Annotated in this window: 28 protein-coding genes, 1 tRNA gene and 1 other RNA gene; 13 read left to right on the top strand and 17 right to left on the bottom strand. The window is 68.0% G+C overall.

Annotated features, from left to right (window positions below):
- Positions 1–31: 31 nt before the first annotated feature.
- Together ACWPN8_RS10920 and ACWPN8_RS10915 are read right to left on the bottom strand one after the other, a co-directional pair.
- A complete protein-coding gene (locus ACWPN8_RS10920; protein ID WP_109449178.1) occupies positions 32–799 on the bottom strand; it encodes a class II glutamine amidotransferase in 768 nt (255 codons plus the stop codon).
- A gap of 148 nt (positions 800–947) precedes the next feature.
- On the bottom strand, positions 948–2,012 hold the full coding sequence (locus tag ACWPN8_RS10915; RefSeq protein ID WP_109449180.1) for a DUF2125 domain-containing protein: 1,065 nt from the start codon (positions 2,010–2,012) through the stop codon (positions 948–950).
- 121 nt (positions 2,013–2,133) lie between these two features.
- Between ACWPN8_RS10915 and ACWPN8_RS10910 the strand changes: the two genes are divergently transcribed.
- Together ACWPN8_RS10910 and ACWPN8_RS10905 are read left to right on the top strand one after the other, a co-directional pair.
- Complete coding sequence (locus ACWPN8_RS10910; RefSeq protein WP_492240781.1) at positions 2,134–2,751, top strand: gamma-glutamylcyclotransferase; 618 nt, start codon at positions 2,134–2,136, stop codon at positions 2,749–2,751.
- Positions 2,752–2,788: 37 nt separating this feature from the next.
- On the top strand, positions 2,789–4,792 hold the full coding sequence (locus ACWPN8_RS10905; RefSeq protein ID WP_492240780.1) for a M1 family metallopeptidase: 2,004 nt from the start codon (positions 2,789–2,791) through the stop codon (positions 4,790–4,792).
- Positions 4,793–4,844: 52 nt separating this feature from the next.
- Here ACWPN8_RS10905 and ACWPN8_RS10900 read toward each other — a convergent pair whose 3' ends face one another.
- The 4 genes from ACWPN8_RS10900 to pdeM form a co-directional block, all read right to left on the bottom strand.
- A complete protein-coding gene (locus tag ACWPN8_RS10900; RefSeq protein WP_492240779.1) occupies positions 4,845–6,041 on the bottom strand; it encodes a CobW family GTP-binding protein in 1,197 nt (398 codons plus the stop codon).
- The gene (locus ACWPN8_RS10895; protein WP_098739505.1) at positions 6,011–6,481 is read right to left on the bottom strand and encodes a Fur family transcriptional regulator; all 471 of its coding nucleotides are present in this window, start codon (positions 6,479–6,481) and stop codon (positions 6,011–6,013) included. Before ACWPN8_RS10895 ends, ACWPN8_RS10900 begins: the two co-directional genes overlap by 31 nt.
- Before the next feature lie 277 nt (positions 6,482–6,758).
- Positions 6,759–8,231 (bottom strand): cryptochrome/photolyase family protein, encoded by a 1,473-nt coding sequence (locus tag ACWPN8_RS10890; protein ID WP_492240778.1) that lies wholly within the window; start codon positions 8,229–8,231, stop codon positions 6,759–6,761.
- Between the two features lie 77 nt (positions 8,232–8,308).
- Positions 8,309–9,046, bottom strand: coding sequence for a ligase-associated DNA damage response endonuclease PdeM (gene pdeM, locus ACWPN8_RS10885; RefSeq protein WP_492240777.1), 738 nt, complete (start codon positions 9,044–9,046; stop codon positions 8,309–8,311).
- Positions 9,047–9,170: 124 nt separating this feature from the next.
- On the opposite strand from pdeM, the gene ACWPN8_RS10880 reads away from it, so the two are divergent.
- Positions 9,171–9,554, top strand: a complete 384-nt coding sequence (locus ACWPN8_RS10880) for a 2Fe-2S iron-sulfur cluster-binding protein (protein WP_109449190.1) — start codon at positions 9,171–9,173, stop codon at positions 9,552–9,554.
- A gap of 23 nt (positions 9,555–9,577) precedes the next feature.
- On the opposite strand, the gene ACWPN8_RS10875 is transcribed toward ACWPN8_RS10880, so the two are convergent.
- The 3 genes from ACWPN8_RS10875 to rpsU form a co-directional block, all read right to left on the bottom strand.
- Positions 9,578–12,058: a ligase-associated DNA damage response DEXH box helicase gene (locus tag ACWPN8_RS10875; protein ID WP_492240776.1), complete on the bottom strand. Its 2,481-nt coding sequence runs from the start codon at positions 12,056–12,058 to the stop codon at positions 9,578–9,580.
- A gap of 81 nt (positions 12,059–12,139) precedes the next feature.
- Positions 12,140–12,973, bottom strand: a complete 834-nt coding sequence (gene panB / locus ACWPN8_RS10870; RefSeq protein ID WP_492240775.1) for a 3-methyl-2-oxobutanoate hydroxymethyltransferase — start codon at positions 12,971–12,973, stop codon at positions 12,140–12,142.
- A gap of 220 nt (positions 12,974–13,193) precedes the next feature.
- The gene (gene rpsU, locus ACWPN8_RS10865; RefSeq protein WP_012974546.1) at positions 13,194–13,397 is read right to left on the bottom strand and encodes a 30S ribosomal protein S21; all 204 of its coding nucleotides are present in this window, start codon (positions 13,395–13,397) and stop codon (positions 13,194–13,196) included.
- 216 nt (positions 13,398–13,613) lie between these two features.
- Between rpsU and def the strand changes: the two genes are divergently transcribed.
- Both def and ACWPN8_RS10855 read left to right on the top strand, forming a co-directional pair.
- Positions 13,614–14,174 (top strand): peptide deformylase, encoded by a 561-nt coding sequence (gene def, locus ACWPN8_RS10860; protein WP_492240774.1) that lies wholly within the window; start codon positions 13,614–13,616, stop codon positions 14,172–14,174.
- A gap of 24 nt (positions 14,175–14,198) precedes the next feature.
- Positions 14,199–14,894, top strand: coding sequence for a COQ9 family protein (locus tag ACWPN8_RS10855; RefSeq protein WP_492240773.1), 696 nt, complete (start codon positions 14,199–14,201; stop codon positions 14,892–14,894).
- Positions 14,895–14,931: 37 nt separating this feature from the next.
- Here ACWPN8_RS10855 and ACWPN8_RS10850 read toward each other — a convergent pair whose 3' ends face one another.
- The 3 genes from ACWPN8_RS10850 to ssrA form a co-directional block, all read right to left on the bottom strand.
- Positions 14,932–15,294 (bottom strand): TfoX/Sxy family protein, encoded by a 363-nt coding sequence (locus ACWPN8_RS10850; RefSeq protein ID WP_492240772.1) that lies wholly within the window; start codon positions 15,292–15,294, stop codon positions 14,932–14,934.
- 12 nt (positions 15,295–15,306) lie between these two features.
- Positions 15,307–15,804 carry an SspB family protein gene (locus ACWPN8_RS10845; protein WP_109050291.1) on the bottom strand — a complete coding sequence of 166 codons (498 nt, stop codon included), beginning with the start codon at positions 15,802–15,804 and terminating at the stop codon, positions 15,307–15,309.
- Positions 15,805–15,881: 77 nt separating this feature from the next.
- Positions 15,882–16,242, bottom strand: a transfer-messenger RNA (tmRNA) gene (gene ssrA, locus ACWPN8_RS10840).
- Positions 16,243–16,357: 115 nt separating this feature from the next.
- Between ssrA and thyX the strand changes: the two genes are divergently transcribed.
- Both thyX and ACWPN8_RS10830 read left to right on the top strand, forming a co-directional pair.
- Positions 16,358–17,299: an FAD-dependent thymidylate synthase gene (gene thyX, locus ACWPN8_RS10835; protein WP_109449202.1), complete on the top strand. Its 942-nt coding sequence runs from the start codon at positions 16,358–16,360 to the stop codon at positions 17,297–17,299.
- A gap of 17 nt (positions 17,300–17,316) precedes the next feature.
- A complete protein-coding gene (locus tag ACWPN8_RS10830; protein ID WP_492240771.1) occupies positions 17,317–17,751 on the top strand; it encodes a tetratricopeptide repeat protein in 435 nt (144 codons plus the stop codon).
- A gap of 23 nt (positions 17,752–17,774) precedes the next feature.
- Here the strand turns inward: ACWPN8_RS10830 and ruvX are convergent, their stop codons facing one another.
- Entirely contained in the window at positions 17,775–18,317 is a 543-nt protein-coding gene (gene ruvX, locus ACWPN8_RS10825; protein WP_109449204.1) for a Holliday junction resolvase RuvX, read from the bottom strand.
- A 76-nt stretch (positions 18,318–18,393) separates the two neighbouring features.
- Between ruvX and ACWPN8_RS10820 the strand changes: the two genes are divergently transcribed.
- From ACWPN8_RS10820 to gatA, 4 genes are all read left to right on the top strand, one after another.
- Positions 18,394–18,936 carry a GNAT family N-acetyltransferase gene (locus tag ACWPN8_RS10820; RefSeq protein ID WP_492240770.1) on the top strand — a complete coding sequence of 181 codons (543 nt, stop codon included), beginning with the start codon at positions 18,394–18,396 and terminating at the stop codon, positions 18,934–18,936.
- A gap of 126 nt (positions 18,937–19,062) precedes the next feature.
- Positions 19,063–19,380: a hypothetical protein gene (locus ACWPN8_RS10815; protein WP_492240769.1), complete on the top strand. Its 318-nt coding sequence runs from the start codon at positions 19,063–19,065 to the stop codon at positions 19,378–19,380.
- 88 nt (positions 19,381–19,468) lie between these two features.
- The gene (gene gatC / locus ACWPN8_RS10810; protein ID WP_042691134.1) at positions 19,469–19,756 is read left to right on the top strand and encodes an Asp-tRNA(Asn)/Glu-tRNA(Gln) amidotransferase subunit GatC; all 288 of its coding nucleotides are present in this window, start codon (positions 19,469–19,471) and stop codon (positions 19,754–19,756) included.
- Positions 19,756–21,237 (top strand): Asp-tRNA(Asn)/Glu-tRNA(Gln) amidotransferase subunit GatA, encoded by a 1,482-nt coding sequence (gene gatA, locus ACWPN8_RS10805; RefSeq protein ID WP_492240768.1) that lies wholly within the window; start codon positions 19,756–19,758, stop codon positions 21,235–21,237. The genes gatC and gatA overlap by 1 nt, the downstream gene beginning before the upstream one ends.
- Positions 21,238–21,320: 83 nt before the next feature.
- On the opposite strand, the gene ACWPN8_RS10800 is transcribed toward gatA, so the two are convergent.
- Positions 21,321–21,521 carry a hypothetical protein gene (locus tag ACWPN8_RS10800; protein ID WP_109449213.1) on the bottom strand — a complete coding sequence of 67 codons (201 nt, stop codon included), beginning with the start codon at positions 21,519–21,521 and terminating at the stop codon, positions 21,321–21,323.
- A gap of 76 nt (positions 21,522–21,597) precedes the next feature.
- Positions 21,598–21,792 (bottom strand): hypothetical protein, encoded by a 195-nt coding sequence (locus ACWPN8_RS10795; protein WP_376959702.1) that lies wholly within the window; start codon positions 21,790–21,792, stop codon positions 21,598–21,600.
- 142 nt (positions 21,793–21,934) lie between these two features.
- Between ACWPN8_RS10795 and ACWPN8_RS10790 the strand changes: the two genes are divergently transcribed.
- Positions 21,935–22,258, top strand: a complete 324-nt coding sequence (locus ACWPN8_RS10790; protein ID WP_492240767.1) for a hypothetical protein — start codon at positions 21,935–21,937, stop codon at positions 22,256–22,258.
- A 46-nt stretch (positions 22,259–22,304) separates the two neighbouring features.
- Here the strand turns inward: ACWPN8_RS10790 and glnA are convergent, their stop codons facing one another.
- Positions 22,305–23,714: a type I glutamate--ammonia ligase gene (gene glnA, locus ACWPN8_RS10785; RefSeq protein WP_109050284.1), complete on the bottom strand. Its 1,410-nt coding sequence runs from the start codon at positions 23,712–23,714 to the stop codon at positions 22,305–22,307.
- A gap of 294 nt (positions 23,715–24,008) precedes the next feature.
- Positions 24,009–24,347: a P-II family nitrogen regulator gene (locus tag ACWPN8_RS10780; protein WP_012974531.1), complete on the bottom strand. Its 339-nt coding sequence runs from the start codon at positions 24,345–24,347 to the stop codon at positions 24,009–24,011.
- A gap of 368 nt (positions 24,348–24,715) precedes the next feature.
- On the opposite strand from ACWPN8_RS10780, the gene ACWPN8_RS10775 reads away from it, so the two are divergent.
- A tRNA-His gene (locus ACWPN8_RS10775) sits at positions 24,716–24,791 on the top strand.
- Positions 24,792–24,897 lie beyond the last annotated feature (106 nt).

Genomic DNA, 24,897 nt, shown 5'->3' with positions numbered 1-24,897 from the left:
GCCGGACGCTTCCCTCCCCGATCCTGGCTGCTCAATGAAAGGTGAACATCTCCGGCGCGGCGCCGACGCGTGCCACCAGCCCGCCGCTGGGCGGTACCGGGCGCCACTGGTCGCGCTGGGAATCGACCGGTTCCGACACCACGACCAGCCCGTTCTCGCCGCGGCGCCAATAGAGGCTCGGCGGCTTGTCGTCGGACGCCCAGCGCACCGCCCACACCCGGTCGCCGTCGGTCCAGGTTGCGGTGAAGCGCAGGGGAGCGGTGATGTCCAGCGCCCGCATCTCGTCGCGGATGGCGTGCAGCACGCGCTGGAAGGCGCCGACCGAATCCCGCTCCAATCCCTGGCCGAGCGCGGCGAGGAAGATCGCCTCGCTGTCGGTGGTGCCGGTGCGGGTGCTGTACAGCTCGTCCGGGATCATCGCCTCGACCCGGCGGCGCAGGCGCGGCCAGTCGCCGACCTGCCCATTGTGCATGAACAGGAAGCGCCCGGCCTTGAAGGGGTGGCAGTTGGCCCGGCTGACCGCGGTGCCGGTCGCCGCCCGCACATGGGCGAAGAACAGGTGGGAGCGGACATGGCTGCAGATCGATTGCAGATTCTCGTCCGACCAGGCCGGGCGGATCTCGCAATAGCGGCCGGGCTCGGTCCGCTCGCTGTACCAGCCGACGCCGAAACCGTCGCCGTTGGTCTCGGTCTTCGCCTCCGCGGCGTGCATCGACTGTTCGATCAGGGAATGACAGGGCGTGCAGACCAGCGTTTCCAGGAACACGGGCTCGCCGCAATAGGCAAGAAACCGACACATCGACCGACGCACCATGGCAGCCGCGACAAGGACTGCGTCAATTTGACCCGATGCGCCGTGTGAAACAAGATGCCCCGGTCACGGAACCGTCATGCGTCCCGGCAGGTGTTGCATTTCCGCCGTTCGGACAGGGTCTGCCCCGTTTTTGTCACCAGACGAGCTTGGGCAGGGCGGCGACACGCAGCGGCCCAACGAACAGGGACCGGTCCTGCACGGTGACCGGGGCGGTGACCACCGGCTCGCCGTTCGGGCCGGTCGGACGGGCCAGCATGGTCAGCACGGTCCTGGCGATGGCCGCCTCGTTCGGGCGCATCATCGGCTTCACCGCGTCGAGAATCGCAGGAGCGCCGCGGATCTCCGCGGTCAGCGCCGCCTGCGGCTGCAACTGGGCGTCCAGCGCCAGCGTGCCCGACAGGACAGCCGCCAGCGGCCCCCAGTCCAGCGCCAGCCGGTCGACCTCGACCGTGCCGCCGTCGCGGCTCCAGGCCGACAGGCTGGCCGGCTCCGGCCGCGGCGGGGTTCCCATGACCCGCAGGGTCAGCTCGGTCCGCTTCACCTCGCGCCCCAGGTTCGGCGGCATGCCGTCCGGCAGGGTCAGCCCGTCGGCGGTCAGGGTCAGGGTCAGGCCGGCGATGCCGCGTTCGGCCGGCGGCTGCTCCGGTTGGGCGGCGCCGACGTCCAGTGCGGCGACCGGTACCGTCTGACCCGCGACCTGTGCGGTCAGGCCGGTGAAGCGCAGGGCGAGCCGTTCCAGCGTGCCCGACATCCGCATGGTCAGGTCGCCGTTTCCGCCATTCGGAGCCAGGATGTCGACCGGCGGCTGGCCGGGCTGGACGACCGACAGGCGATGTTCGCCGGGAAAGGTCAGCGCGATGCGGGTGGGGTTCCATGGGGCGGCCTCCGCCACCAGACGCGCGCCCTGCCACTCGGCGCCGCGTGTGGCGAGGTGGGGCTTGTCCAGTTCCGCCCGCAGGGTGAAGGGGAAGCCGTGGACGGTCAGTCCGCCATGCTCCACCACCGCGCCGTTGGCGCGCTGGTCGGCGACCCAGTTCTCCAGCCCGTCGCGCACGGTGCGGGCCGCCTGCCACCACCACAGCGAATAGGCGACGGCCGGCAGCAGCACCATCATCAGCACGAGGATGGTCGCGATCCGGCGGCCGGTCAGCAGGCGGCGGGGCGTGGCAGAAAGCGCGTTGGGTTGCATCGGTGGCATGTCCGTTCCATCTCCGTACCGTTATAGCGACCCCGGAACCCGCATGCTAGGCTCGGTGGCTGCCGATTCGGTTCTGTCTTTCCCTGCGCATTTTCCCAGCGATCTTCCTCAGCGACCCTCAATGGCCCCCGACTCCTCGCTTCCGCATCCCGCCTGGACGCACGACATCGCCGTCGAGCCTGGTGCCGACCTGTGGGTCTTCGGCTATGGCTCGCTGATGTGGAACCCCGGTTTCCCCTTCGTGGAGCGGCATGCGGCGACCCTGCCGGGATACCACCGCAGCTTCTGCGTCGCCTCCCACCGCTACCGGGGGACGCCGGAGCGGCCGGGGCTGGTGCTGGGGCTGGACCGCGGCGGCTCCTGCCGAGGCATCGTCTTCCGGGTGGCGGCAACCGATGTGCCGGCCACGTTGGATTATTTGTGGGAGCGGGAGATGGACAACCGGGTCTATCTGCCGAAGATGCTGCGGGTGCGGCTGCGCGACAGCCGGCCGGCGCAGGGGGCGGCGCAGGGGCTGGACTCGGTCAGCGCCTGCTGCTTCATCGTCGACCGCGGCCATCCGCAATATTGCCGCGGTCTGGACGAGGCGTCGGTTGTCTGCCGCATCGCCGACTGCTGCGGCCAGCGCGGCCCCAACATCGATTACCTCGCCAACACGGTCGAGCATTTGAAGGAGCTTGGCATCTGCGACGCCCGGCTGTCGAAGCTGTATGACCGGGTGCGTGGCGTTCCGGGGTGATCCGGCCGTTTACCGCGGCGGATGGCATCAGCGTGGCGTGACGTCGCGCTGGCGCTCCGCTGTCCGGGCGACCATCTTCATGGGCATGACGAATGTCCGCATCCCGGCTCTGGCCTTCGTGGGAGCGATGCTGTGCCTGGGCATGGTCGCCCCGGCCGGTGCCGCTCCGCTGCATCACGACATCGAGCTGATGCTCGATCCTGCCGCCGGACGGATGGAGGCGGTGGACCGGTTGACCCTGCCGGCCGGAGCCCAGTCCCTGCGGCTGGACCCGGCCCTGACGGTGCAGGAGGTGCGGGCGGGCGGCAGGCCGGTTCCGGTGGACCGTCGCGGCGACCGCCTGCGGCTGGTGGTGCCGGAAGGGGCGGAGGCGGTAACGATCCGCTATGGCGGGCGGCTGCCGGGCTTCGCCGCCGGCACCGGGCTGGCGCTGGATGGCGAGGGCGCCTTCCTGCCGGGGCAGGGCGGCTGGCTGCCCGATCCGGCCTCGGCCACTGACGAGCCACCGAGCTGGCGCCTGTCGGTGCGGGTTCCGTCTCCCTATGTCGCGGTCGCCACCGGCCGGCTGGTGGAGGAGGTGAGTGAGGCCGGCGGCTACCGCGCGGTGTTCACGGAGGAGCGCAGCGTCGAGGAGCCCTCCGTGTTCGCCGGGGCCTGGACGGTGGAGGAGCGGAGGGCAGGGGCCTTGCGCCTGCGGCTCTACCGCCATCCAGAGCAGGCCGGGCTGGCCGACGGCTATCTCGAACTGTCGGAGCAGGCGATTGCGGCCTGGGCGGCGCGCATCGGTGCCTATCCCTTCGACGGATTCAGCATCGTCTCGGTTCCGCCGCCGGTCGGGCTGGGCTTTCCTGGCCTGACCGCCATTGGCCGCGCCGTGCTGCCGCTGCCCTTCATCCGCAGCCAGTCGCTGACCCACGAGATCATGCACAACTGGTGGGGGAACGGTGTCCGGGTGGGCGAGGGCGGCAATTGGGCGGAGGGGCTGACCACCTACATGGCCGACTATGCGGCGGCCCAGGCGCGCGGCAGCGACGCGGCGCGGGCGATGCGGCTCGACTGGCTGCGCGACTATGCCGCCCTGCCGGCCGAGCGCGACCGGCCGCTGACCGACTTCCAGTCCAAGACGCACGATGCCTCGCAGATCGTCCGCTACGGCAAGGCGGCGATGCTGTTCCACATGCTGGAGACGGAGATCGGCCGCGACGCCTTCGACGCCGGCATCCACAAATTCTGGAGCGGCTTCGCCTTCCGCGCTGCCGGCTGGTCCGACCTGCGCCGGTCTTTCGAGGCGGCGTCCGGCCGCGACCTCGGCGGGCTGTTCGGCCAATGGGTGGAGCGGCGGGGTGCGCCGATGCTGACCCTGGCGGATGTCCGCGCCGACGGCGACGGCGTGCTGCTGACCCTGCGGCAGGAGGCCGACGCGCCCTATGCCCTGGCGGTGCCGGTGCGGCTGGAGACCGCGGCCGGGGTGGAGGACCATAGCGTCCGCCTCGACGGCCGGCAGGTTACACTGCGGCTGCCTGCCAAGGCGGCGGTAAAGGCTGTGTCGGTCGACCCCGATTTCGACCTGTTCCGCCGTCTGGCGCCGGGGGAAGCGCCGCCGATCCTGCGCGACGTCACCCTTCGCCCGGGTGCCGAGCGGGTGATCGTTGCGGATGGTGACGCGGCGGAGGCGGCGCGGGCGCTGGCTGGCCGTCTGATGGACGCTACGGGCCGGGAGAGCGGCGACAAGAAGGCTGCACCGCTGCTGCTGGTGGGGACCGACGCGGCGGTGGCGCGGGAACTGGCGCGGCGCGGGCTGGCGCCGGTGCCGGCGGAACTGGCCGGGCGCGGCAGTGCCAGGGTGTGGGTGTCGCGTGCGGCGGACGGGCGGACGGCTCTGGTGGTGTCGGGAGCCGATGCCGAGGCCCTGCGTGCGCTGCTCCGGCCGTTGCCGCATTACGGACGGCAGAGCTGGCTGGTGTTCGAGGGGGCCAAGGCGGTGGATCGCGGCGTGTGGGCCGCCGGCGACAGCCCGCTGCGCCGGGTGGTGGGGCGGTAGAAGAGGGAGCGGGCGCCAAACCTGCGGCGGGTGTGGCGCCCCGCCTTCGACCTTATCCCTCTTTCCCTTCGCCCCAGACCAGACCGTTGAACAGCGGTTCGATCACCGTCTGGCCGACGTCGCGGGTGATGAAGACCAGCTTGGTGCGGTGGTCGTCGCTGGGCCAATCCTCCAGGCGGACCGGCGGGTGGAACATGTGCTGGACGCCGTGGACGACCACGGGCAGCTCGCTTTCCTGAACGTTCAGCAGGCCCTTCACCCGCAGCAGGTTCTCGCCGGCCTGGGCGATCAGCGCCTCCATGAAGTCGACGAAGCCGTTCCAGGGAATCGGCCGGTCGATCACCATGCAGAAGGCGCGGATGTGGTCGTCATGGCGGTTGGCGTCGTGGTGATGATGCTCATGGCCGCAATCGGGATCGCAATGGTCGCCATGGTCGTGATCGTGATCATGCCCGTGGTGATCATGGTCGTGATGCTCGTGCCCGTGGTCGTGATGCCTATGATGATGCTCATGCGCCTTGGCCTGCTCGTCGCGATAGGCCTCCTCGCGCAGCCAGCGGGCGACGTCGGGGCTCTTGGTCTCCGGATTGTAGAGACCGGCATCGAACAGCTTGGCCGGATCGATGTCGCCATGGGCGGCGGGAATGACCGGGGCGGCCGGGTTGATGGCGGCGAGGCGCTGCATCAGCGCGACGGTCGCCGCCGGGGTGGCGACGTCGGTCTTGGTCAGCACGATGCGGTCGGCGACGGCGGCCTGCTTCACGCTTTCCGGCTGACGGTCGAGCTGGAGCGAGCCGTGCGCCGCATCGACCGTGGCGATGACGCCGTCCAGGCGGAAGCGGGCGGCCAGCAGCGGGTCCGACATCAGGGTGTGGATGATCGGGGCCGGGTCGGCGAGGCCGGTCGTCTCCACCACCACCCGGTCGAAATCGGGGATCTCCCCTTTCACCCGCTTCAGGAACAGGTCGCGCAGCGTGTCGACCAGATCGCCGCGGATGGTGCAGCACAGGCAGCCGCTGTCCATCAGCACCATGTTCTCCGACGCCTTGGCGATCAGCAGATGGTCCAGCCCGACCTCGCCGAACTCATTGATGACGATGGCGGTGCGGGCCATGGCCGGGTTGCGCAGCAGCGCCTGGAGCAGCGTGGTCTTGCCGCTGCCGAGGAAGCCGGTCAGCACCGAGACGGGAAGACGGGCGGGAGGGGCGGCGGGAGCGCTCAACGGGGATTCTCCTGACAGGATTTGCACAGGCCGCGCACCTCGACGGTGGGGCGCTGGACACGGAAGCCGCGCCCGGCCGCCGCGGCGTCGATGGCGGCGCCGACACCCGGATCGTCGATCTCGGCGGCGTCGCCGCAGGCCTCGCACACTAGGAACTGCCCGGAATGGACATCCCCCGGTGCGGCGCAGCCGACATAGGCGTTCAGCGATTCGATGCGGTGTACCAGCCCCTGTTCGACCAGGAACTCCAGCGCGCGGTAGACGGTCAGCGGTGCGGCCGCCTTGCCCTCCTGCTGGCTGAGATCCTCCAGGATCGCATAGGCGCCGCGCGGCCGGTGGCTGGACCACACCAGCTCCAGCACGCGGCGGCGCAGCGCGGTCAGCCGCGCCCCCCGCTCCGCGCACAGCGCGTCGGCACGGGTCAGGGCATCGGCGATGCAGTGGGTGTGGTCGTGAAGCGCGGACATGGGTGTTACTTTATAACACCCTGTCGGCCGTTGCAACCCGGCCAAGGGAAAAGGCGGCCCCGGGGGAGGGACCGCCTTGCCGAGTGGCGATTGTTTTTCTTGGGGCCGTCTTTTTCAAGAGCCGGGACGTGGCACGACCGCGGGGCAGGGGTCGACGTCCTTCTCGCTGGCCCATTTGGGACGGGCAGGGCGGCCGCACCGGGCCGCTGTTGGCACGATAACGGGCCGGCGTGACCGTTTGCGGGCGTGCCGGTGACCGTTCGATGAAGATTGCCCGTCAATCCTCCGTCTCCGCCTTGCCCTTGCGCTCGTTGTAGAGGGCCAGCGCCCGGTCGCGCGCAACGGCATGGTCGAGGATCGCGTGCGGGTAATCGTCGCCCAGCTTGACGCCGGCCTGCCGCAGAACCTCGGTCGGTGCCGCCCAGGGCTGGTGGATCCAGCGCGGCGGCAGCCGGTCAAGTTCTGGCACATAGCGGCGGACGTAATCGCCCTGGGGGTCGAACTTCTCGCCCTGCAGGACCGGATTGAAGACGCGGAAGAACGGAGAGGCATCGGCGCCGCAGCCGGCCACCCACTGCCAGTTGCCGGCATTCTGGGCCAGGTCGCCATCGACCAGCGTGTCCCAGAACCAGCGCTCGCCCTCCTGCCAGGGCAGCAGCAGGTCCTTGATCAGGAAGGAGGCGACGATCATCCGCACCCGGTTGTGCATCCAGCCGGTCTCCCACAGCTGGCGCATGCCGGCATCGACGATGGGATAGCCGGTGCGCCCGCGCTGCCAGGCCCGCAGGCCGGCAGCGTCCTCGCGCCAGGGGAAGTCGGCGAAGCGGCGGTCGAGCGGGCTGTCGGGAAGCTCCGGCGCATGGTGAAGCAGATGATGCTGGAATTCGCGCCAGCCGATTTCGCGCAGGAAGACTTCGACTCCGGGCGCCAGCTCCGGCCGGGCGTCGGCGGCATGGCGGGCGGCGTGCCAGACCTGCCGCGGCCCGATCTCCCCGAAGGCCAGATAGGGCGACAGGGCCGAGGTGCCGGGATGGTCCGGCCGATCACGCTCCGTCCCATACACCCCGACCGGCCCGTCGAGGAAATCGGCCAGCCGCGACCGCGCGGCCGTCTCCCCCGGCACCCAGCGCTTGCGCAGGCCGGCGGCCCAATCGGGCTTGGCCGGCAACAGGGCCCAGCTTTCGAGCGCGTCGCTGGCCGGTGCGGATTTCGGCGCTGTCAGCGCAGCGGGGGCGCGGGTCGGCAGCGGCGGGTCGAGTGTGGCGGAGAGGTGGCGCCAGAAGGGGGTGAAGACCTTGAACGGGCCGCCGCTCTTGTTCTTGACGGTCCAGGGTTCGGCCAGCAGTCCGGCGTTGAAGCTGCGGGCATCGACACCGCGTGCCTTCAGCCGCTCCTTGATCGCCGCATCGCGGGCGGTCTGGGCGGGGGCGTAGCGGCGGTTCCATAGCACGCACTCCGCCCCGGTTTCCGCGATCAGCGTTTCCAGCACCGCCCCCGGCTCGCCCCGGCGCAGCACCAGCGGCGAGCCGTGGCGGGCGCAGCAGGTGGCGAGCCGTTCCAGGCTGCCGTGCAGCCACCAGCGCTGTGCTCCGCCCAGCGGCCAGGGGTCGCCGGTCTCCTCTTCCAGGATGTAGAGCGGGATGACCGGCGCGCCGCGCTCGGTGGAAGCCTGGGCGGCGGCGGTCAGCGCCGGGTTGTCGGCAAGGCGCAGGTCGTTGCGGAACCAGACGATGATGGGAGAGGCGGACATGCACAGCGCTCGGTTGGATGTCTCCGGACCACCCGATATAGGCTGCGCTCACGCTTCGGCCAGAGCATTCGGCCGAGTCAGCGCGCGCGGTCCGGCGACAAACGGGCGCAGGGGAAGCGGTAGACCCGGCCGCGCGCCGTCATCAGTACCTCGAACCCCGGCGCCAGCAGCCCGTCGAAGGCGGCGTCCAGCACGTTCAGCCCGCCGGTGAAGCTGCCGAAGGCCGGCAGGATCAGCTTGGCCCCGTCATGGGCGAAGCAGCGCTCGCGCACCCGCCTCCCGGCGAGCGCCACCGCGGCGGCCGGATGCAGGTGGCCCGACAACTCGCCGACGGCGCCCGGCTCGGCCTCGTGCCGGAAGGTCAGCGGGCCGATGGACAGCTCTTCCACCACCCGGCCGCCGAAGCCCTGCGGCGGTTCGGGATCGTGGTTGCCGGTGATCCACACCCAGTCGGCGACGGAATCGGTCAGGGCGCGCAGCCGTGCAACGTCCGCCGCGTCCATCCGCTCCGCGGCCCTGCGGTCGTGAAAGCTGTCGCCCAGGCACAGCACGCGCGCCGGCCGCGCAGTCGCGATCAGCCCGGCCAGCCGGTCCAGCGTCGCCCGCGTGTCGTAGGGCGGCAGCATCCGTCCGCGCGCGGCAAAGGCGGATCCCTTTTCCAGATGCAGGTCGGCGACGGCGAGAATGCCCTCCGCCGGCCACAGCAGCGCGCCAGACGGATCGGCCAGCAGTTCGGCGCTGAGGAAGGTCAGTGCGGCGCGGCTGTCATCGCCCTGACAGCCGGAGCCAAGAGTTTGGGGGGAAGCTGACAACATTCGTTTACCGGCGATCATCGGAATCGGCCAATATCCATGGAAAAGTTGTGGGCATGATGTTTGCAGCCGGACGGGCCGCCGCCGTGGAGGCATGGCGGATCACAACCATACCCGGAGGATACCCATGGCCACAGTGACGTTCACCGGCCTGACGCTGCCCAAGGACATGACCGTCTACGCGGTCGCCGGCGACACCGGCACTCTGCTGGCGCTGGCGAAGAAGCACGACATCCCGATCCCGTTCCAGTGCCAGGACGGCGAGTGCGGATCCTGCCTCGTCAAGGTGACCTATCTCGACGGGAAGACTCCGATGGCCATCGATCTGACCGAAAAGGAGAAAGTTACCCTGTCCGTCAACGGCAAGCTGAACCGGGACCTGTTGGAGGCGGCCGAGAACGCCCATCGTCCGCCGCCCTACCGTCTGGCCTGCCAGTTCATCGTCCGCGACGAGACCATTCTTGTCGAGTTCAGCGGCGAACCGGGCGTGGAGCCGGAACTGCGCAAGTAACCTGCGGTCGGCATGGGGCGGCGTCACAACGACAACCGTCCCTGCTGCGGGCGCCGCGTTTCCAATTTCGCAGGCCGCGGCGGAGCCAGTTCCGGCATCGCCTCGGCCAGCAGTTCGGCCTCGGCGGCGGCGAGCAGCTCATCGGTGGCGCTGCCGTCCACCCGCTCGCGGCCGATCTCCAGGATCACCGGCACCGCCAGGGGAGAGATGCGGTCGAGGTTCTTGTGGGTGATACGCCCGCGCACCCGCGCCAGGAAATCGGACAGGCGGCGGATGTCGGTCAGCCCGCCGGCCGCATCGGCCCGCGTCGCCCGCAGCAGCACATGGCCGGGGTCGTGCTTGCGCAGCACGTCATAGATCAGGTCGGAGGAGAAGGTGACCTGCCGCCCGGTCTTCTCCTGTCCCGGATGGCGACGGTCGATCACTCCGGCGATCAGCGCCACATTGCGGAAGGTCCGCCGCAGCATCGACGATTCGTCCATCCAGGCTTCCAGATCGTCGCCCAGCATGTCCTGGTCGAACAGCGCGTCCATGTCGGTTGGCGAGCGCAGCGACCACACCGCCAGCACATAGTCGGTGGCGACGAAGCCCAGCGGCCCCAGCCCGACCCTTTCCATCCGCCGGGTCAGCAGCATGCCCAGCGTCTGGTGCGCATTCCGTCCCTCGAAGGCGTAGGCGACCAGGAATTGCTTTCCCGCCTTGGGGAAGGTTTCGACCAGCAGCCCGTCGCGGTTGGGCAGGACCGAGCGGTGGCGCTGAAGCCGCAGCCATTCCTGCACATCCTCCGGCAGCCCGTCCCACTGGCGCGGATCGGCCAGCATCGCGCGCACGCGCTCGGCCAGATGGGTGGACAGCGGCAGCCGCCCGCCGGCATAGGCGGGAACCTTCGGATCGCCGGTGCCGCCCTTGGCGACCTGGGCCTCCATTTCGCGCACGCCGAGGAATTTCAACAGCTGACCGGCGAACAGGAAGGTGTCGCCGGGCGTCAGGCCCTGAATGAAATACTCCTCCACCTCGCCCAGCACCGGGCCGCGGTTCAGGCGGACGCGCAGCAGCGCCTCCTGGGTGATGGTGCCGACATTCATGCGGTATTGCCGCGCCACCGCCGGGCCGGCCACCGCCATCCGGCCGTCCTCGCGCAGCTTCAAACGCTGGAACCGGTCATAGGCGCCGAGCGCGTAACCGCCGGTGGTGACGAAATCCAGCACGTCGTCGAACTCGTCGCGCGTCATTGCGGCATAGGGGGCGGCGGAGACCACCTCCTCATACAGCTCGTCGGGCAGGAAGGGGGCGGCGCAGGCCATGCCGAGCAGATGCTGGGACAGCACGTCGAGCCCGCCCGGCCGCGGCGCCTCGCCGTCCAGCGTGTGGTCGTGCACCGCCTCCAGCGCGGCGCGGCATTCCAGCACCTCGAAGCGGTTGGCGGGGACCAGCAGGGCGCGGCTCGGCTCGTCCAGCCGGTGGTTGGCGCGGCCGATGCGCTGGACCAGCCGGCTCGACCCCTTCGGCGCGCCGATCTGTACCACGAGATCGACCGCCGCCCAATCGATGCCGAGATCGAGCGAGGAGGTGGCGACAACCGCCCGCAGCTCACCGCGCGCCATGGCGCCCTCGACCTTGCGGCGCTGCTCCACCGCCAGCGAGCCGTGGTGGAGCGCGATGGGCAGATTGTCGTCGTTGACCCGCCACAGCGCCTGGAACACCAGCTCGGCCTGGGCGCGGGTGTTGACGAACAGCAGGGTGGTGCGCTGGCGGCGGACGCGCTCGTAGATTTCCTTCATGGCATGCATCGCCATGTGGCCGGCCCACGGCACCCGTTCCTGCGAGGTCAGGATCTCGACCTCCGCCTGGGCGCCGCTGCGGCCGAGGACGAGGCGCACGTCGTCGGAGTCGCTTCCGTCATGCCGGCCGCGGCGCGACAGCCAGGCCAGCAGCCGTTCCGGTTCAGACACCGTGGCGGACAGCCCGACGCGGCGGGCGGCGGGGGCGAGCCGCGACAGCCGGGCCAGACCGAGCGCCAGCAGGTCGCCGCGCTTGGATCCTGCCAGCGCATGCAGCTCGTCGACGATGACGCAGCGCAGAGTGCGGAAAAGCTTGTCGGCGTCGGTGTAGGACAGCAGCAGCGCCAAGCTTTCCGGCGTCGTCATCAGCATGTGCGGCGGATGGGTGCGCTGGCGCCGGCGCTTGGCCTCCGGCGTATCGCCGGTGCGGTTCTCCGCCCGGATCGGCAGCCGCATCTCGGCGATCGGCTGTTCCAGATTGCGCTGGATGTCGACCGCCAGCGCCTTCAGCGGCGAGATGTAGAGGGTGTGCAGCCCCTCGCGCGGCCGTTCCGCCAGTTCGATCAGCGAGGGCAGGAAACCGGCCAGCGTCTTGCCGCCGCCGGTCGGTGCGATCAGCAGCGCGCTTTCGCCCCGTTCCGCTGCCTCCACCATCGCGACCTGATGCGGGTGGGGTGCCCAGCCGCGCGACCGGAACCACGCGGCGACGTTGGGCGGGATCAAGGCAGGGGGGATGCATCCATGACGGCCGGACTGTACCGGATCGCCTGGAACGTAGAAAGAACGAAAGTGTGGAAGAGGGCGTTACACCGCTGCCGCCTTCTTCATCCCGAAGCAATGCTCCGGTCCGGGGAAGGAACGGGCCCGCACCTCGGCGGCGTAGGTCGCGGCGGCTTCGCCGACCGTCTCGCCCAGATTGGCGTAGCGCTTGACGAATTTCGGCTGGAAGGCGCCGAACAGCCCCAGCATGTCGTCGGTGACCAGGACCTGACCGTCGCAGGCCGGCGAGCCGCCGATGCCGATGGTGGGGATCGCCACCTCTTCGGTGATGCGGCGGGCCAGCGGCTCCATCGTGCCTTCGATCACCAGGGTGAAGGCGCCGGCCTCGGCGATGGCGCGGGCGTCGTCGGCGATCCGCTCCGCTGCCTCGGCGTCGCGGCCGACCGCCTTGTAGCCGCCCAGCGTGTTTACGGATTGCGGCGTCAGACCGACATGCCCCATCACCGGGATGCCGCGGGCGGTCAGGAAGGCGACCGTCTCGGCCATCTCGATGCCGCCTTCCAGCTTGACCGCCTGGGCGCCGGTCTCCGCCATCACGCGGGCGGAGGCGCGGAAGGCCGCCTCCTTGCTTTCCTGATAGCTGCCGAAGGGCAGGTCGACGACGACGCAGGCGCGCTCCGACGCGCGCACCACGGCGGCGCCATGGGCGATCATCATGTCGAGCGTTACCGGAAGCGTGCTGTCCAGCCCATAGACCACCATGCCCAGCGAATTGCCGACCAGCAGGATGTCGACATGCGGGTCGAGCAGGCGGGCTACCGGGGCGGTGTAGGCGGTCAGGCAGACAATGGGCTCGCCCCCCTTGCGGGCGCGCAGCGCCGGGACCGAATGACGGGCGGTGAGGTTGGAAGCGCTCATGATCGGGCCTTTCCAAGGCTGGCTGCAGCGGGCCGAAGGGGGGCGGTCCAGCTCGCTGACCATTCAATACGCTTGGCCGACGCACAGTCGGACCAAGAAAAATGGCGCAGATACACCAAAACCGCCCACGCGAGGTTCGCGGGACGGTCGGGTGCAAGACACAAGGGGTCTTGGGCGCGCATCACACGCGCCCTTCGCAGTCGCTAAGCGCGACCGACGATTAGTAGCCCTCGCGTTCCATCCGCTTGCGGAGCAGCTTGCGGGTGCGACGCACCGCTTCAGCCTTCTCACGCGCACGCTTCTCCGAGGGCTTCTCGTAGTTACGGCGGAGCTTCATTTCACGGAAAATGCCCTCGCGCTGCATCTTCTTCTTGAGCGCGCGGAGGGCCTGATCGACGTTGTTATCTCGGACCAGAACTTGCACGTTAACCGTCACCCTTCCAAGTGAAGCATGTTGCGCCAAGGCAACAAATAGGCATGCGCGGCGGGCGCACCCCTTGTGTGGGCGCAGTGTGTAGCACGACCCAACGCCTTTGTGAAGGGGAGTCTTCGGTTCACCAGCATGAGCCCGGCCATAAGCCCGGTTGGGACCCACAGGAAACGGTTGCCCCGGCGGTGCCCACACTCCAGATATAGAGACATGCCAGTGCTTCCAATCGCCCGTATGGGCAATCCCGTACTCCGCAAGATCGCGGAGCCCATCGCCGACCCGACCGATCCGGCAGTCGCCCGGCTGGCGGCCGACATGATCGCCACCATGCTGGACGCGCCCGGAGTTGGCCTTGCCGCTCCGCAGATCTCCGAGCCGCGCCGGATCATCGTCTTTCGTGTTCCCGCCGACCGCGGCGAGGGGGAGGAGGTGGCAAACACCGTCCTGGTCAATCCGGTGATCGAGCCGCTGACCGACGAAAAGGTTCTTGGCTGGGAAGGCTGCCTGTCGATTCCGGGCCTGCGCGGGCTGGTGCCACGCTACAAGCGCATCCGCTACCGCGGTTATGGGCTGGACGGCGCCCGGATCGAGCGGGAGGCGTCGGGGTTCCATGCCCGCGTCGTCCAGCACGAGGTCGACCACCTCGACGGCGTGCTCTATCTTGATCGCATGGACGATCTGCAGCTCCTGGTCTGCACCGAGGAGATGCATCACCTCAACGCCGCGCTGGCCGCGGCGACTCGTGACACCGACGCGCCGTCCCGGACCTGAGGGCCGGCGCAGGGAGAGTTGGCTATGAGCATCGACACGCTTCGCGACGAGATCCTGGTGGCGAGCCTGCCCAACGTCGTTTTCGACGGCTGGAGCCTGCAGTCCCTGCGCGACGGCACCCAGATGGCGGGGCATGAGCCGTCGGCGCTGCTGCGCGCCTTCCCCGGCGGCGTCACCGATGCGGTGGAGCATTTCGCCGACTGGGCCGACCGCCAGATGCTCGACCGGCTGGAGGCCCAGCCGCTGGCCGAGATGAAGGTGCGCGAGCGCATCTCGCTGGCCGTCCGCACCTATTTCGAAGTTCTGGAACCGTACCGCGAGGCCAAGCGCCGGCAGCTGTCCTATCTGGCCATGCCGCAGAATGTGGCGCTCGGCCTGCGGCTGCTTTACCGCACGGTCGATGCCATGTGGTTCGCCGCCGGCGACAGCTCGACCGACTACAACCATTACACCAAGCGGGCGCTGTTGGCGGCGGTGGTCAGCTCCTCCACCTTCTACTGGCTGGACGACAAGTCGGACGACCATGCCGAGACCCGCGCCTTCATCGACCGCCGTCTGGCCGACGTGATGGCGGTGGGCAAGGCGACCTCGTCGGTCGGCAAGCTCGGCTCTATGCTGAACCTCATTCCCAACCCCTTGCGTTTCGCCCGCCAGATGCGCCAGCGCACCGCCGGCGCCCAGGCGAGCAACGCGACGGTCCATATGGCCGAGAATATCTGAGGGGAATACGCCCTCTCCCGAGGCGGGAGAGGGCGTTCTATTTCCGCTTCGCCTTTGCGGCCTTCTTCGCTGCGGCCCGCAACGCCGCCTCGAACCCCGACCGGGCCCAGGGCAGCAGGTCATCGCGGTCGTCGAAAGCCGAATCGGGGGGCGGGTAGTAGGACAGGGTGGTGGGTTTGTCCGGCATCGGCCGGAAGGGCTCCAGGCCCAGTTCCGCGAAGGATGCGCGGTTCACGTCATCGGCCTTGAAATACAGGACCTCGTCGGCGACCAGCGCGAAGGTCAGCCCGTCGATGGACAGGCCGTAGCCGCCGAACATGCGGCGCACACGCACATCGCCCAGCGGCGCCAGCATCTCGCAAAGTGTCGCGACATACTCACTGGGCAGCTGGGCGGGCATCTGTTCGGACGGTTACTTTTTGCGGAAAGCGTCCAGGGCAACGACCTCGCCACGCTTCGGCTCTTCGGCCGGGGCACTTTCCTCTGCCTTCTCCTCCGCACGCTCGGCGGCGGCGCGGGGCGGCATGGTCGCGACCTCCGCCGATTCGGCGGCGGCCAGCGGCTGGAACTGCAGGGCGAAATTCACCGACGGGTCGGCGAAGGTGGTGATGGCGGCGAACGGAATCACCAGCCGCTCATGCACGTTGTTGAAGCTCAGCGTGACCTCGAAATGATCGTCCGTCACATCCAGCCCGTAATATTGGAACTGGAGGACGATGGTCATCTCGTTCGGATACTGCGAGGACAGGTAATCCGGGATCTCGACACCGGGGAAGCCGGTGCGGAAGGTCAGGTAGAAATGGTGATTGCCCGGCAAGCCGCGCTCGGCAACCTCGGTCAGCGCGTCGCGGACAACGCCGCGCAACGCGGTTTCGACCATCCGGTCATAGCGGAGCTGCTCTTTCGGCATGCTTGGGCGGGTCCCTGGTAACGCGATCGGTCTTGCGTCCCGCCTTGGCCAAGGGCCGGCACGAAACGCTGGGAAGAGGTGTGGGCCTTCTGTTGCTAGGCGGCCCACGGCCCCACCCTTAGGCGCTAACCCTCGGGGATTAGGTTTAGGCTACCAGCCGCCGTTAGGCAGCGAGGCGAGCCTGAGCAACGTTGTCGTTGGCAACTATTGCAACGGCCCGATAACGGCGGAACCATGCCGAGCGAAAACCATGCCTTTACTACGCGTGTCGATCCTGTTTCGCCCCCAACGACCCCGGTCAACGAGTCCGGTGTATGGTTGGTGGAGGCGCCGGGTACCGCCCCCGGGTCCACAACGCTTATTCCACAAGGCGTTTATCGCCATAGTCGGCGAACCGACGTCGCGAATATAGGCACTCCCGCCCGGCAAGGGAAGGGCCTGTGTGACGTGATCGCCAAATGCGTTGCGGTGACGCGGGGGAAACCATTCGTTCACCGTTCCCGATCCGCATGTGGTCTGTTAATACAGCCGCCACCGTAACCCCGGAGTCACCATGCCGATCACGCCCGAGCAGCGCGACGAAATCGATCGCCTGCGCGCCGTCACCGCCACCACCCGCCGCGCCACCGTCCCGGCCCTGGAGGACATCCTCTATCAGCCGCTGGAGGTGCTGGACCACGGCTTCGTCCGCGTCATCGACTATATGGGCGACGATGCTGCGGTCGTGCAGGCGGCGCGCGTGTCCTATGGCAAGGGCACCAAGAAAGTCAGCGAGGATTCCGGCCTCATCAAGTATCTGATGCGCCACCGCCACTCGACCCCGTTCGAGATGTGCGAGATCAAGTTCCATGTGAAGCTGCCGATCTTCGTCGCCCGCCAGTGGATTCGCCACCGCACCGCGAACGTGAACGAATATTCGGCGCGCTACTCCATCCTCGACCGCGAGTTCTACGTGCCGGCGCCGGAACAGCTGGGCGCACAGGCCGTGGTCAATCGCCAGGGCCGCGGCGACGTCCTGGAGGGCGAGGAGGCCGCCAACGTGATGCGGCTGCTGCGCGAGGATTCCGAACGCGCCTACGGCCACTATGAGGAGATGCTGAACCACCGTGAGGACGGTTCGGTCATCGATCCCAACCGCCAGGGGCTGGCGCGCGAGCTGGCGCGGATGAACCTGTCGCTGAACTACTACACGCAGTGGTACTGGAAGGTCGATCTCCACAACCTTCTGCACTTCCTGTCGCTGCGTGCCGATGCGCATGCCCAGTATGAGATTCGCGTCTATGCCGACGCGATGCTGGACGTGGTGAAGCGCTGGGTTCCGGCGGTCTTCGACTCCTTCACCGAATACCGCATGGGCGGCGCCCATCTGTCGCGCACCGGCCTGGACGTGGTGAAGCGCTTGCTGGCCGGCGAGCCGGTGAGCCAGGAGGCCAGCGGCCTGTCCAAGCGCGAATGGCGCGAGCTGATGGACCAGCTCGGCCGCAGCGAGTCTTAAAGAGGAAAGTCGGACCGATGACGCCGGATCAGGCCGAAAGCATCTATCGCCAAGGCCTGATCGCCGCGCAGGCCGGCCGCTGGGCCGAGGCGCAGGAACTGATCGCCCAAGCCATCACCGCACGCCCCGGCGTCGCCGTCTGGTGGGCCACCTATGGGCTGGTGCTGGAAAGCCAGGGCGATCTGCCGGGTGCGGTGCAGTCCTTCGCCGGGGCGCTGAACCTCGACGGCGATCTCGCCATGGCAATGGACGGCCTGCTGGCGGCGGCAGAGACGCTGGCCGCTGCCGGCCACGCCGATCTGGCGGAGGGCTATTACTGTCGCGCGCTGGCGCTGACCCCCGGCTCGCCGGCCGCTCTCGTCAAGTCAAGCGCCCTGCTGCTGGTGCAGGGGGTCGACCCGTCCAAGCTGCTGCGCCGTGCCGCTCTGCTACAGCCCGAACGCCAGGCCTGACCGAACCGCCGCCGGGGCCGCGGTCAGTCGCGGGCGTCGTGGTCTTCGTCGTCCCGCTCGTCTTCGTCCGCTTCGGCGGCGAGGCGGCGCTGGTTGGCCAGCATGTCGAGCGCGCCCTGGAGGATGTAGGCGGCGGCCATCTTGTCGACCACCTCGTCGCGGCGCTTGCGGGTCATGTCGGCCTCACCGATCATGAAGCGCTCGACGGCGGAGGTCGACAGCCGCTCGTCCCAGAAGGCGATCTCCGCCTCCCAGCCCAGCAGGTCGGAGCGCTCCAGCAGATTGTTGGCGAAAGCGCGCACCGACTCGGCACGCGGCCCCTCCGTCCCGTCCATGTTCAGCGGCAATCCGACCACCAGCCCGCCGATGCTGTAGTCGCGGATGGTCTTGCCCAGCTCGCGTGCGTCCTGGGTGAATTTGGTGCGCTTCAGCGTGCCGATCGGGGATGCGACGATCAGTCCGGGGTCGGCCACCGCCAGCCCGACGGTCTTGGTGCCGACGTCAAGGCCGAGCAATCGTTGGTTTTTGCCCAGCCGGGCTGCGAGTTCGGAGAGGGTGTGGATCATCGCCCGACCATAGGGCCGCAGCCTTGTCACCGCAAGATTGCTTGAGTTGATCTCAAAGATACTTACTCTTCTAAGTATGAGCAGCGCCTTCCCCCAAGCCCTCCTGTCGCACCGGCCGCTTGCCGACGCCGACATCCCGACGATCTGCGGCTTTCCCCGCACGGCCGAAGAGCTGTATTTCCTGTTCCCGCGGGCGGTCTGGCCGCTGACCCCGGATCAGGTCCGGGCGACGCTGGGCATGCGCCGCGACCCCACCGTCATCACCCTGGCGGAGAACGGACGGGAGCGTGTGGTCGGCTATGCCAATTATGCCACCTTCGAGGATGGCCGCACCGCCAGCATCGGCAATGTCAGCGTCGATCCGGCCCTGCGCCGGCGCGGCATCGCCGAATATCTGGTGCGCACCATGATCGACCGTGCCTTCGACCATCACCACCTGCCCGAACTGACGCTCTACTGCTTCAACACCAACACTCCGGCCCTGCTGCTCTATGCCAAGCTGGGCATGGCGCCCGTCGCGCTGGAAACGCGGGTGACCCCCTGGGGCCAGCCGATCGCGCTGTTCAAACTGCGCATGGATCACGCCACCTGGCGTTCGGTCGTTCCCATTGCCGCCTGACCTTCCGAATATTTAATGATAGGGCCGCTGGCGGGGCGGGACATGAGGCGTATAGTCGGTCGCCTGTGGACGCGGCTGCCTCGTGCGCGGCTGCTGCGTGGCCCGAACCATCGACGGAGCGGACGGATGAGCAAATTGGGCGCGGATGCGAGCCGGCGTGCGGTGCTGGCCGGACTTGTCGCCGGCGGTGCCGGGCTGTTTGCCGCCGGTGGGGCCAAGGCGATCACCGCGCAGTCCAGTTCCGATTATGGCGCGATGCTGGATGCCGCCTGCGGCGCCAGCACCGACCACAAGCGCCAGATCGCCGCGGTGGAGAAGACACTTGGCGTCCTTCTCCCCGACGCGCGGGTGGTGGAGGCGTTGCAGCGCACCCAATGCCCGTCCTGCGGATGCCCGCTGGTGCTGGCTGCCGGGCTTGCGAAAGGCGATGCCGGCGCCTTCTGAGCGGCGGAATGGCCGCAATCGTTGCGGATGAAGCCGGCGGGTGCTAGCTTCGCGGCCGATTTCCAATGTTTTGGAAGAGAGTAGAGGCATGTCGCTCGACAAGGCCACGGTGGCCAAGATCGCGCATCTGGCCCGCATCAAGGTGCCGGACGAGGAACTGGAATCCCTGGCTGGGGAACTGAGCCAGATTCTGACCTTCGTGGAACAGCTCAACGAGGTCGACACGAAGGACGTGCCGCCGATGACCAGCGTCGCTGCGCAAAAGCTGCGCCGCCGCAAGGACGAGGTCACCGACGGCGGCTATGCCGCGCAGGTCCTGTCGAACGGTCCGGAAACGGCCGAAGGCTTCTTTGTCGTGCCCAAGGTGGTCGAGTGATGACGGCGCTCACGCATCTGACGATGGCCGGGGCCCTGGATGGCCTCGCCAAGAAGGAGTTCACCGCGGTCGAGCTGACCGAGGCGCATGTGCGCGCGGTCGAGACCGTGCGCCCCTTCAACATCTTCATCACCGAGACGCCCGATGCCGCCCTGTCGATGGCCAAGGCCAGCGACGAGCGCCGGGCGCAGGGCACCGCCGGTCCGATGGACGGCCTGCCCATTGCGGTGAAGGACCTGTTCTGCACCAAGGGTGTGGCCACCACCGCCGGCAGCCACATCCTGGACGGCTTCAAGCCGGAGTATGAGTTCACGGTGACCTCCCAGCTGTGGCGCGACGGCGCCGTCATGCTGGGCAAGGTGAACCTGGACGAGTTCGCCATGGGCTCCGCCACCATCACCGCCCATCAGGGCGAGACGGTCAGCCCGTGGAGCCCCGGCGCGCCGGGTGCCTGGGAGAGGAAGATCGTTGCCGGCGGGTCGTCGGGCGGGTCCGCCGCGGTGATCGCCGCGCGTGCCGCACTGGGCGCCACCGGCACCGACACCGGCGGCTCGATCCGCCAGCCGGCCGGCTACACCGGCACCGTCGGCATCAAGCCGACCTACGGCCGCTGCTCGCGCTGGGGCATCGTCGCCTACGCCTCCTCGCTGGATCAGGCCGGGCCGATGACCCGCACGGTCGAGGATGCGGCGATCATGCTGCGCTCCATGTGTGGGTTCGATCCGAAGGACTCCACCTCGGTCGATATGCCGGTGCCGGACTTCCGCGCCGCCCTGACCGGCGACATCCGCGGCCTGCGCGTCGGCATTCCCAAGGAATACCGTGTCGAGGGCCTGTCGGCCGAGATCGCCGCGCTGTGGGAGCAGGGCATCGCCTGGCTGAAGGAGGCCGGTGCCGAGCCGGTCGAGGTCAGCCTGCCGCACACCAAATACGCGCTGGCCGCCTACTACATCATCGCGCCAGCCGAGGCGTCGTCCAACCTCGCGCGCTATGACGGCGTGCGCTATGGCCTGCGGGTCGAGGGCGGCAACCTCAAGGAGATGTACGAGAACACCCGCGGCGCCGGCTTCGGCAAGGAAGTGCAGCGCCGCATCCTGATCGGCACCTATGTGCTGTCGGCCGGCTATTACGACGCCTATTACAACAAGGCCCGACAGGTGCGCACGCGCATCAAGTGGGACTTCGACGAGGCGTTCAAGAGCTGCGACGTCATCCTGACGCCGACCGCCCCCAGCACGCCGTTCGCCATCGGCGAGAAGATGGACGATCCGGTGCAGATGTACCTGAACGACGTCTTCACCGTTCCGATCAACCTCGCCGGCCTGCCGGCGATGTCGGTCCCGGCTGGTCTCGGTGCCGACGGCCTGCCGCTCGGCCTCCAGCTGATCGGCCGCCCGTTCGACGAGGAGACGCTGCTGCGCGTCGGTCAGGTCGTCGAAAAGGCCGCCAATTTCAGCGCTGTTCCGCCCTTCGTGGCGTGACGCGTGCCTTGACAGCTTGACAGCGGAAGGGCCGGCTCCTGCGAGCCGGCCCTCTTCGTTTGGAATGGGATTGGTCGGGGCGCTTACGCCCCGCCGATGCCCTGAACATAGGTCTCGCCGGTCTTCGGATCGATGTTTTCGCCAGTCCCCGGCGTGCCCGGCGGCGCTTCGTCCTTGTCGCTCATCGGTTCGACCGCCGGCGTCACCGGGATCGGCTTGGTCGCCGGACGGTCGCTGGCGGACCGGTCAGTCTGCGGCATATCGGAGGTCTTCTCGTCGGCCATGACGGCTTGCTCCCTTCGTTGGCTCGGTTCATCCCCACCAACAGGCCATCGGCCGCATCGTCACCCCCCGGCCCCGCTATTCCGCCGCCTCCAGCGCCACCCGCGCCAGTTCCAGCAGCGTCTTGTCCACTTCTTCCTCGTCATAGCCGGGGTTGTCGGCCAGGGAGTCGCGCAGTCGCATGGTGATCAGTTCGCCGGTGTGATGCTTTTCGTAAAGGCGGACGTCGCCCAGCGCCTTTGCGACGCGGCGCAGCTTATCGCGGTCCATCATGCTCTCCTGTCTTGGTCAGCCAACTTGATCACTGCAGTGGCAACAGCCGGACCGCTGCATCATTCCTGCTCTCTATCCTCGTCCATGCGCCGTACTGCGCTTGGATGGCGGAACAGGGGAGGGCTTTCCAGCGTCCCTGTAGATGTCGGCAATCATGGCGATTGGGGGCGTAAGCATGGATCCGGGACACGATCAACGGCGCGAATTGCTCACCCGCGTTCGCCATGTCGTGGAGCATTACGAACGCTACAGCACCGCCGGGCCGGCCATCATGCGCGGCGTGCGCTATGACCTTGCGGTGCGGGCAACCGACCTGAACGGCGATGGCTGCCAGTTCCCCGCCTGCAACTGCGCGAAGGCGGACTGCGCGGAGCGCAAGGGATGCGTGCCGGATGTCGGCGCTTGGACCGAACAGGCCAAAAAAGAAAACCGCCCCCGGCGCGGACCGGGAGCGGCTTTGGAATGATGCGTAACCGGCCGCGGCGCCCGTTGCCGGACGCCGCGAGGCAACATCAGACCGAGTAGTACATTTTGTATTCGATCGGGTGCGGCATGGTCTCGAAGGCCATCATCTCTTCCGTGCGGAGGTCGATGTAGCCGTCGATCATGTCGGCCGAGAAGACATCGCCCTTGCGCAGGTACTCGTTGTCCTCGCGCAGCGCGGTGAGCGCCTCGCGCAGCGAGCCGCAAACCGTCGGAACCTTGGCCAGCTCGTCCGGCGGCAGGTCGTACAGGTTCTTGTCCATCGCGTCGCCGGGGTGGATCTTGTTCTGGATGCCGTCCAGGCCGGCCATCAGCATGGCGGCGAAGGCCAGGTACGGGTTGGCCGACGGATCCGGGAAGCGGACCTCGACGCGCTTGCCCTTCGGCGAGGCGACGTACGGGATGCGGCAGGACGCCGAACGGTTGCGGGCCGAGTAGGCCAGCAGGACCGGGGCCTCATAGCCCGGGACCAGGCGCTTGTAGCTGTTGGTCGACGGGTTGGTGAAGGCGTTCAGCGACTTGGCGTGCTTGATGATGCCGCCGATGTAGTACAGCGCCAGCTCCGACAGGTCGGCGTACTGGTTGCCGGCGAACAGCGGCTGGCCGTCCTTCCAGATCGACTGGTGGCAGTGCATGCCCGAACCGTTGTCGCCGAACACCGGCTTCGGCATGAAGGTGGCCGACTTGCCGTAGGCGTGGGCGACGTTGTGCACCACGTATTTGTAGTACTGCATGTTGTCGCCGGTGCGGACCAGCGTGTCGAACTTGATGCCCAGCTCGTGCTGGGCGGCAGCCACCTCATGGTGGTGCTTCTCGACCGGAACGCCCATCTCGGCCAGGACGCTCAGCATCTCGGCGCGCAGGTCGTTGCAGCTGTCGACCGGAGCGACCGGGAAGTAGCCGCCCTTGGTGCCCGGGCGGTGGCCCAGGTTGCCGTCCTCATAGTCCTTGCCCGACGAGTAGGAACCCTCGTCCGAGGCGAACTCGTACGACACCTTGTTCATGTCGACGGAGTACTTCACGTCGTCGAACACGAAGAATTCGGCTTCCGGGCCGAAGAAGACAGTGTCGCCGATGCCGGCCGAAGCGGTGTAGCGCTCGGCGGCCTTGGCGATGCCGCGCGGGCAACGGGCATAGGAACCGCCGGTGCCCGGATCGTACACGTCGCAGAGGATGTTCAGCGTCGGCTGGGCGGCGAACGGATCCATCACGGCCGTCGTCGGGTCCAGCTTCAGGATCATGTCCGACTCTTCGATGCCCTTCCAGCCGGCGATCGAGGAACCGTCGAACATGATGCCGTCTTCGAACACGTCCTCGTCGATGGTGGAGACGTGCTGAGCGGTGTGGTGCAGCTTGCCGCGCGGGTCGGTGAAGCGCAGGTCCACGTACTTGACGTCGTGTTCCTTGATCAGGTCGAAGACCTTGCTGATGTCGGACATGTCTCTTTTTCCACGCTTTAAGAGGGTTGGATCCCGCTGCGTCAAGCCGCTGTCGAAGCCCCTACGGGGCTTTGGCGGCGGAGGGCGGCGCTCGCGGCGGACGTTATCTCACGCCTTTCTTCCCCGCACAACGCGCCAACCCAAAAAGTCGCACGTTCGCCATAGGCGGCCTTCGGCCGTTCGGCGAGGTGTGCGGCAGGAGCCGGCAGGAGGGGGAGGGGAAATCGGCGCATGTTGGCGGATGCTGGTCGGAGGGAGGCCGGTCGGACCGGTGGGGGCCAGGACGTCGCGCGATCAGATCGCGTCGGCGCCCTTCTCACCGGTGCGGATGCGGACAACTTCCTCCACGGGCGTGACGAAGATCTTGCCGTCGCCGATGCGGCCGGTATGCGCGGCCTGCTGGATCGCCTCGATCGCCCGTTCCACCAGGGAGTCTTCCATCACCACCTCGATCTTCACCTTCGGCAGGAAGTCCACGACGTATTCCGCGCCGCGGTAAAGCTCCGTGTGGCCCTTCTGGCGGCCGAAGCCCTTGGCTTCGGTGACGGTGATCCCCTTGATCCCGACTTCGTGAAGGGCCTCCTTCACCTCGTCGAGTTTGAACGGCTTGATGATGGCTTCGATCTTCTTCATGGGTCTCTCGTGTACGAGGTGCCAACGCCGGCAGGCACCGTCCACGGCACTGCCGACAGCGACGACGGTAAGCATGGAGCGTGCCACATTCGGCCGATCCGGTCCGGCGGCATCGACGCTGGTCATAAGACGGTCGGATGCCGTCCGATGGGGCAGGGTGCTGCCGAAGGATTCAGCGGAGTGAACAATATTTGTGCAACTGGCGCAAGCGCTCCGCGCCAACCGGCGTTCAAAGGCCCGATCGTACGGGAGAAAGGGGTGCCGCTCCGCTCCTAAAGAAGTTTTTTCGCTTTTCGTGAAAAAGCCGCTTGACCGGCCAGCCGCGGTGGAGCATAACGCGGCTCCCGACGGCGGAAACGCTGACGGCGGCGGTGGTAGCTCAGTTGGTAGAGCTCTCGGTTGTGGTCCGAGCGGTCGTGGGTTCGAGTCCCATCCATCGCCCCATCATCTTCTTCGCGTCTTGGAAGAATTCTGTTCTATAAACGTCCGCACGGCTTAACCGCCGTCGCGGACGTTTGTGCATGTCGACATGGGTTTTCCCGGGGTGAGA

It is taken from the genome of Azospirillum sp. UENF 112521, assembly GCF_058780665.1.
The sequence above is the reverse complement of the archived record's forward strand: the minus strand, read 5'-3'. Positions and strand labels throughout refer to the sequence as shown.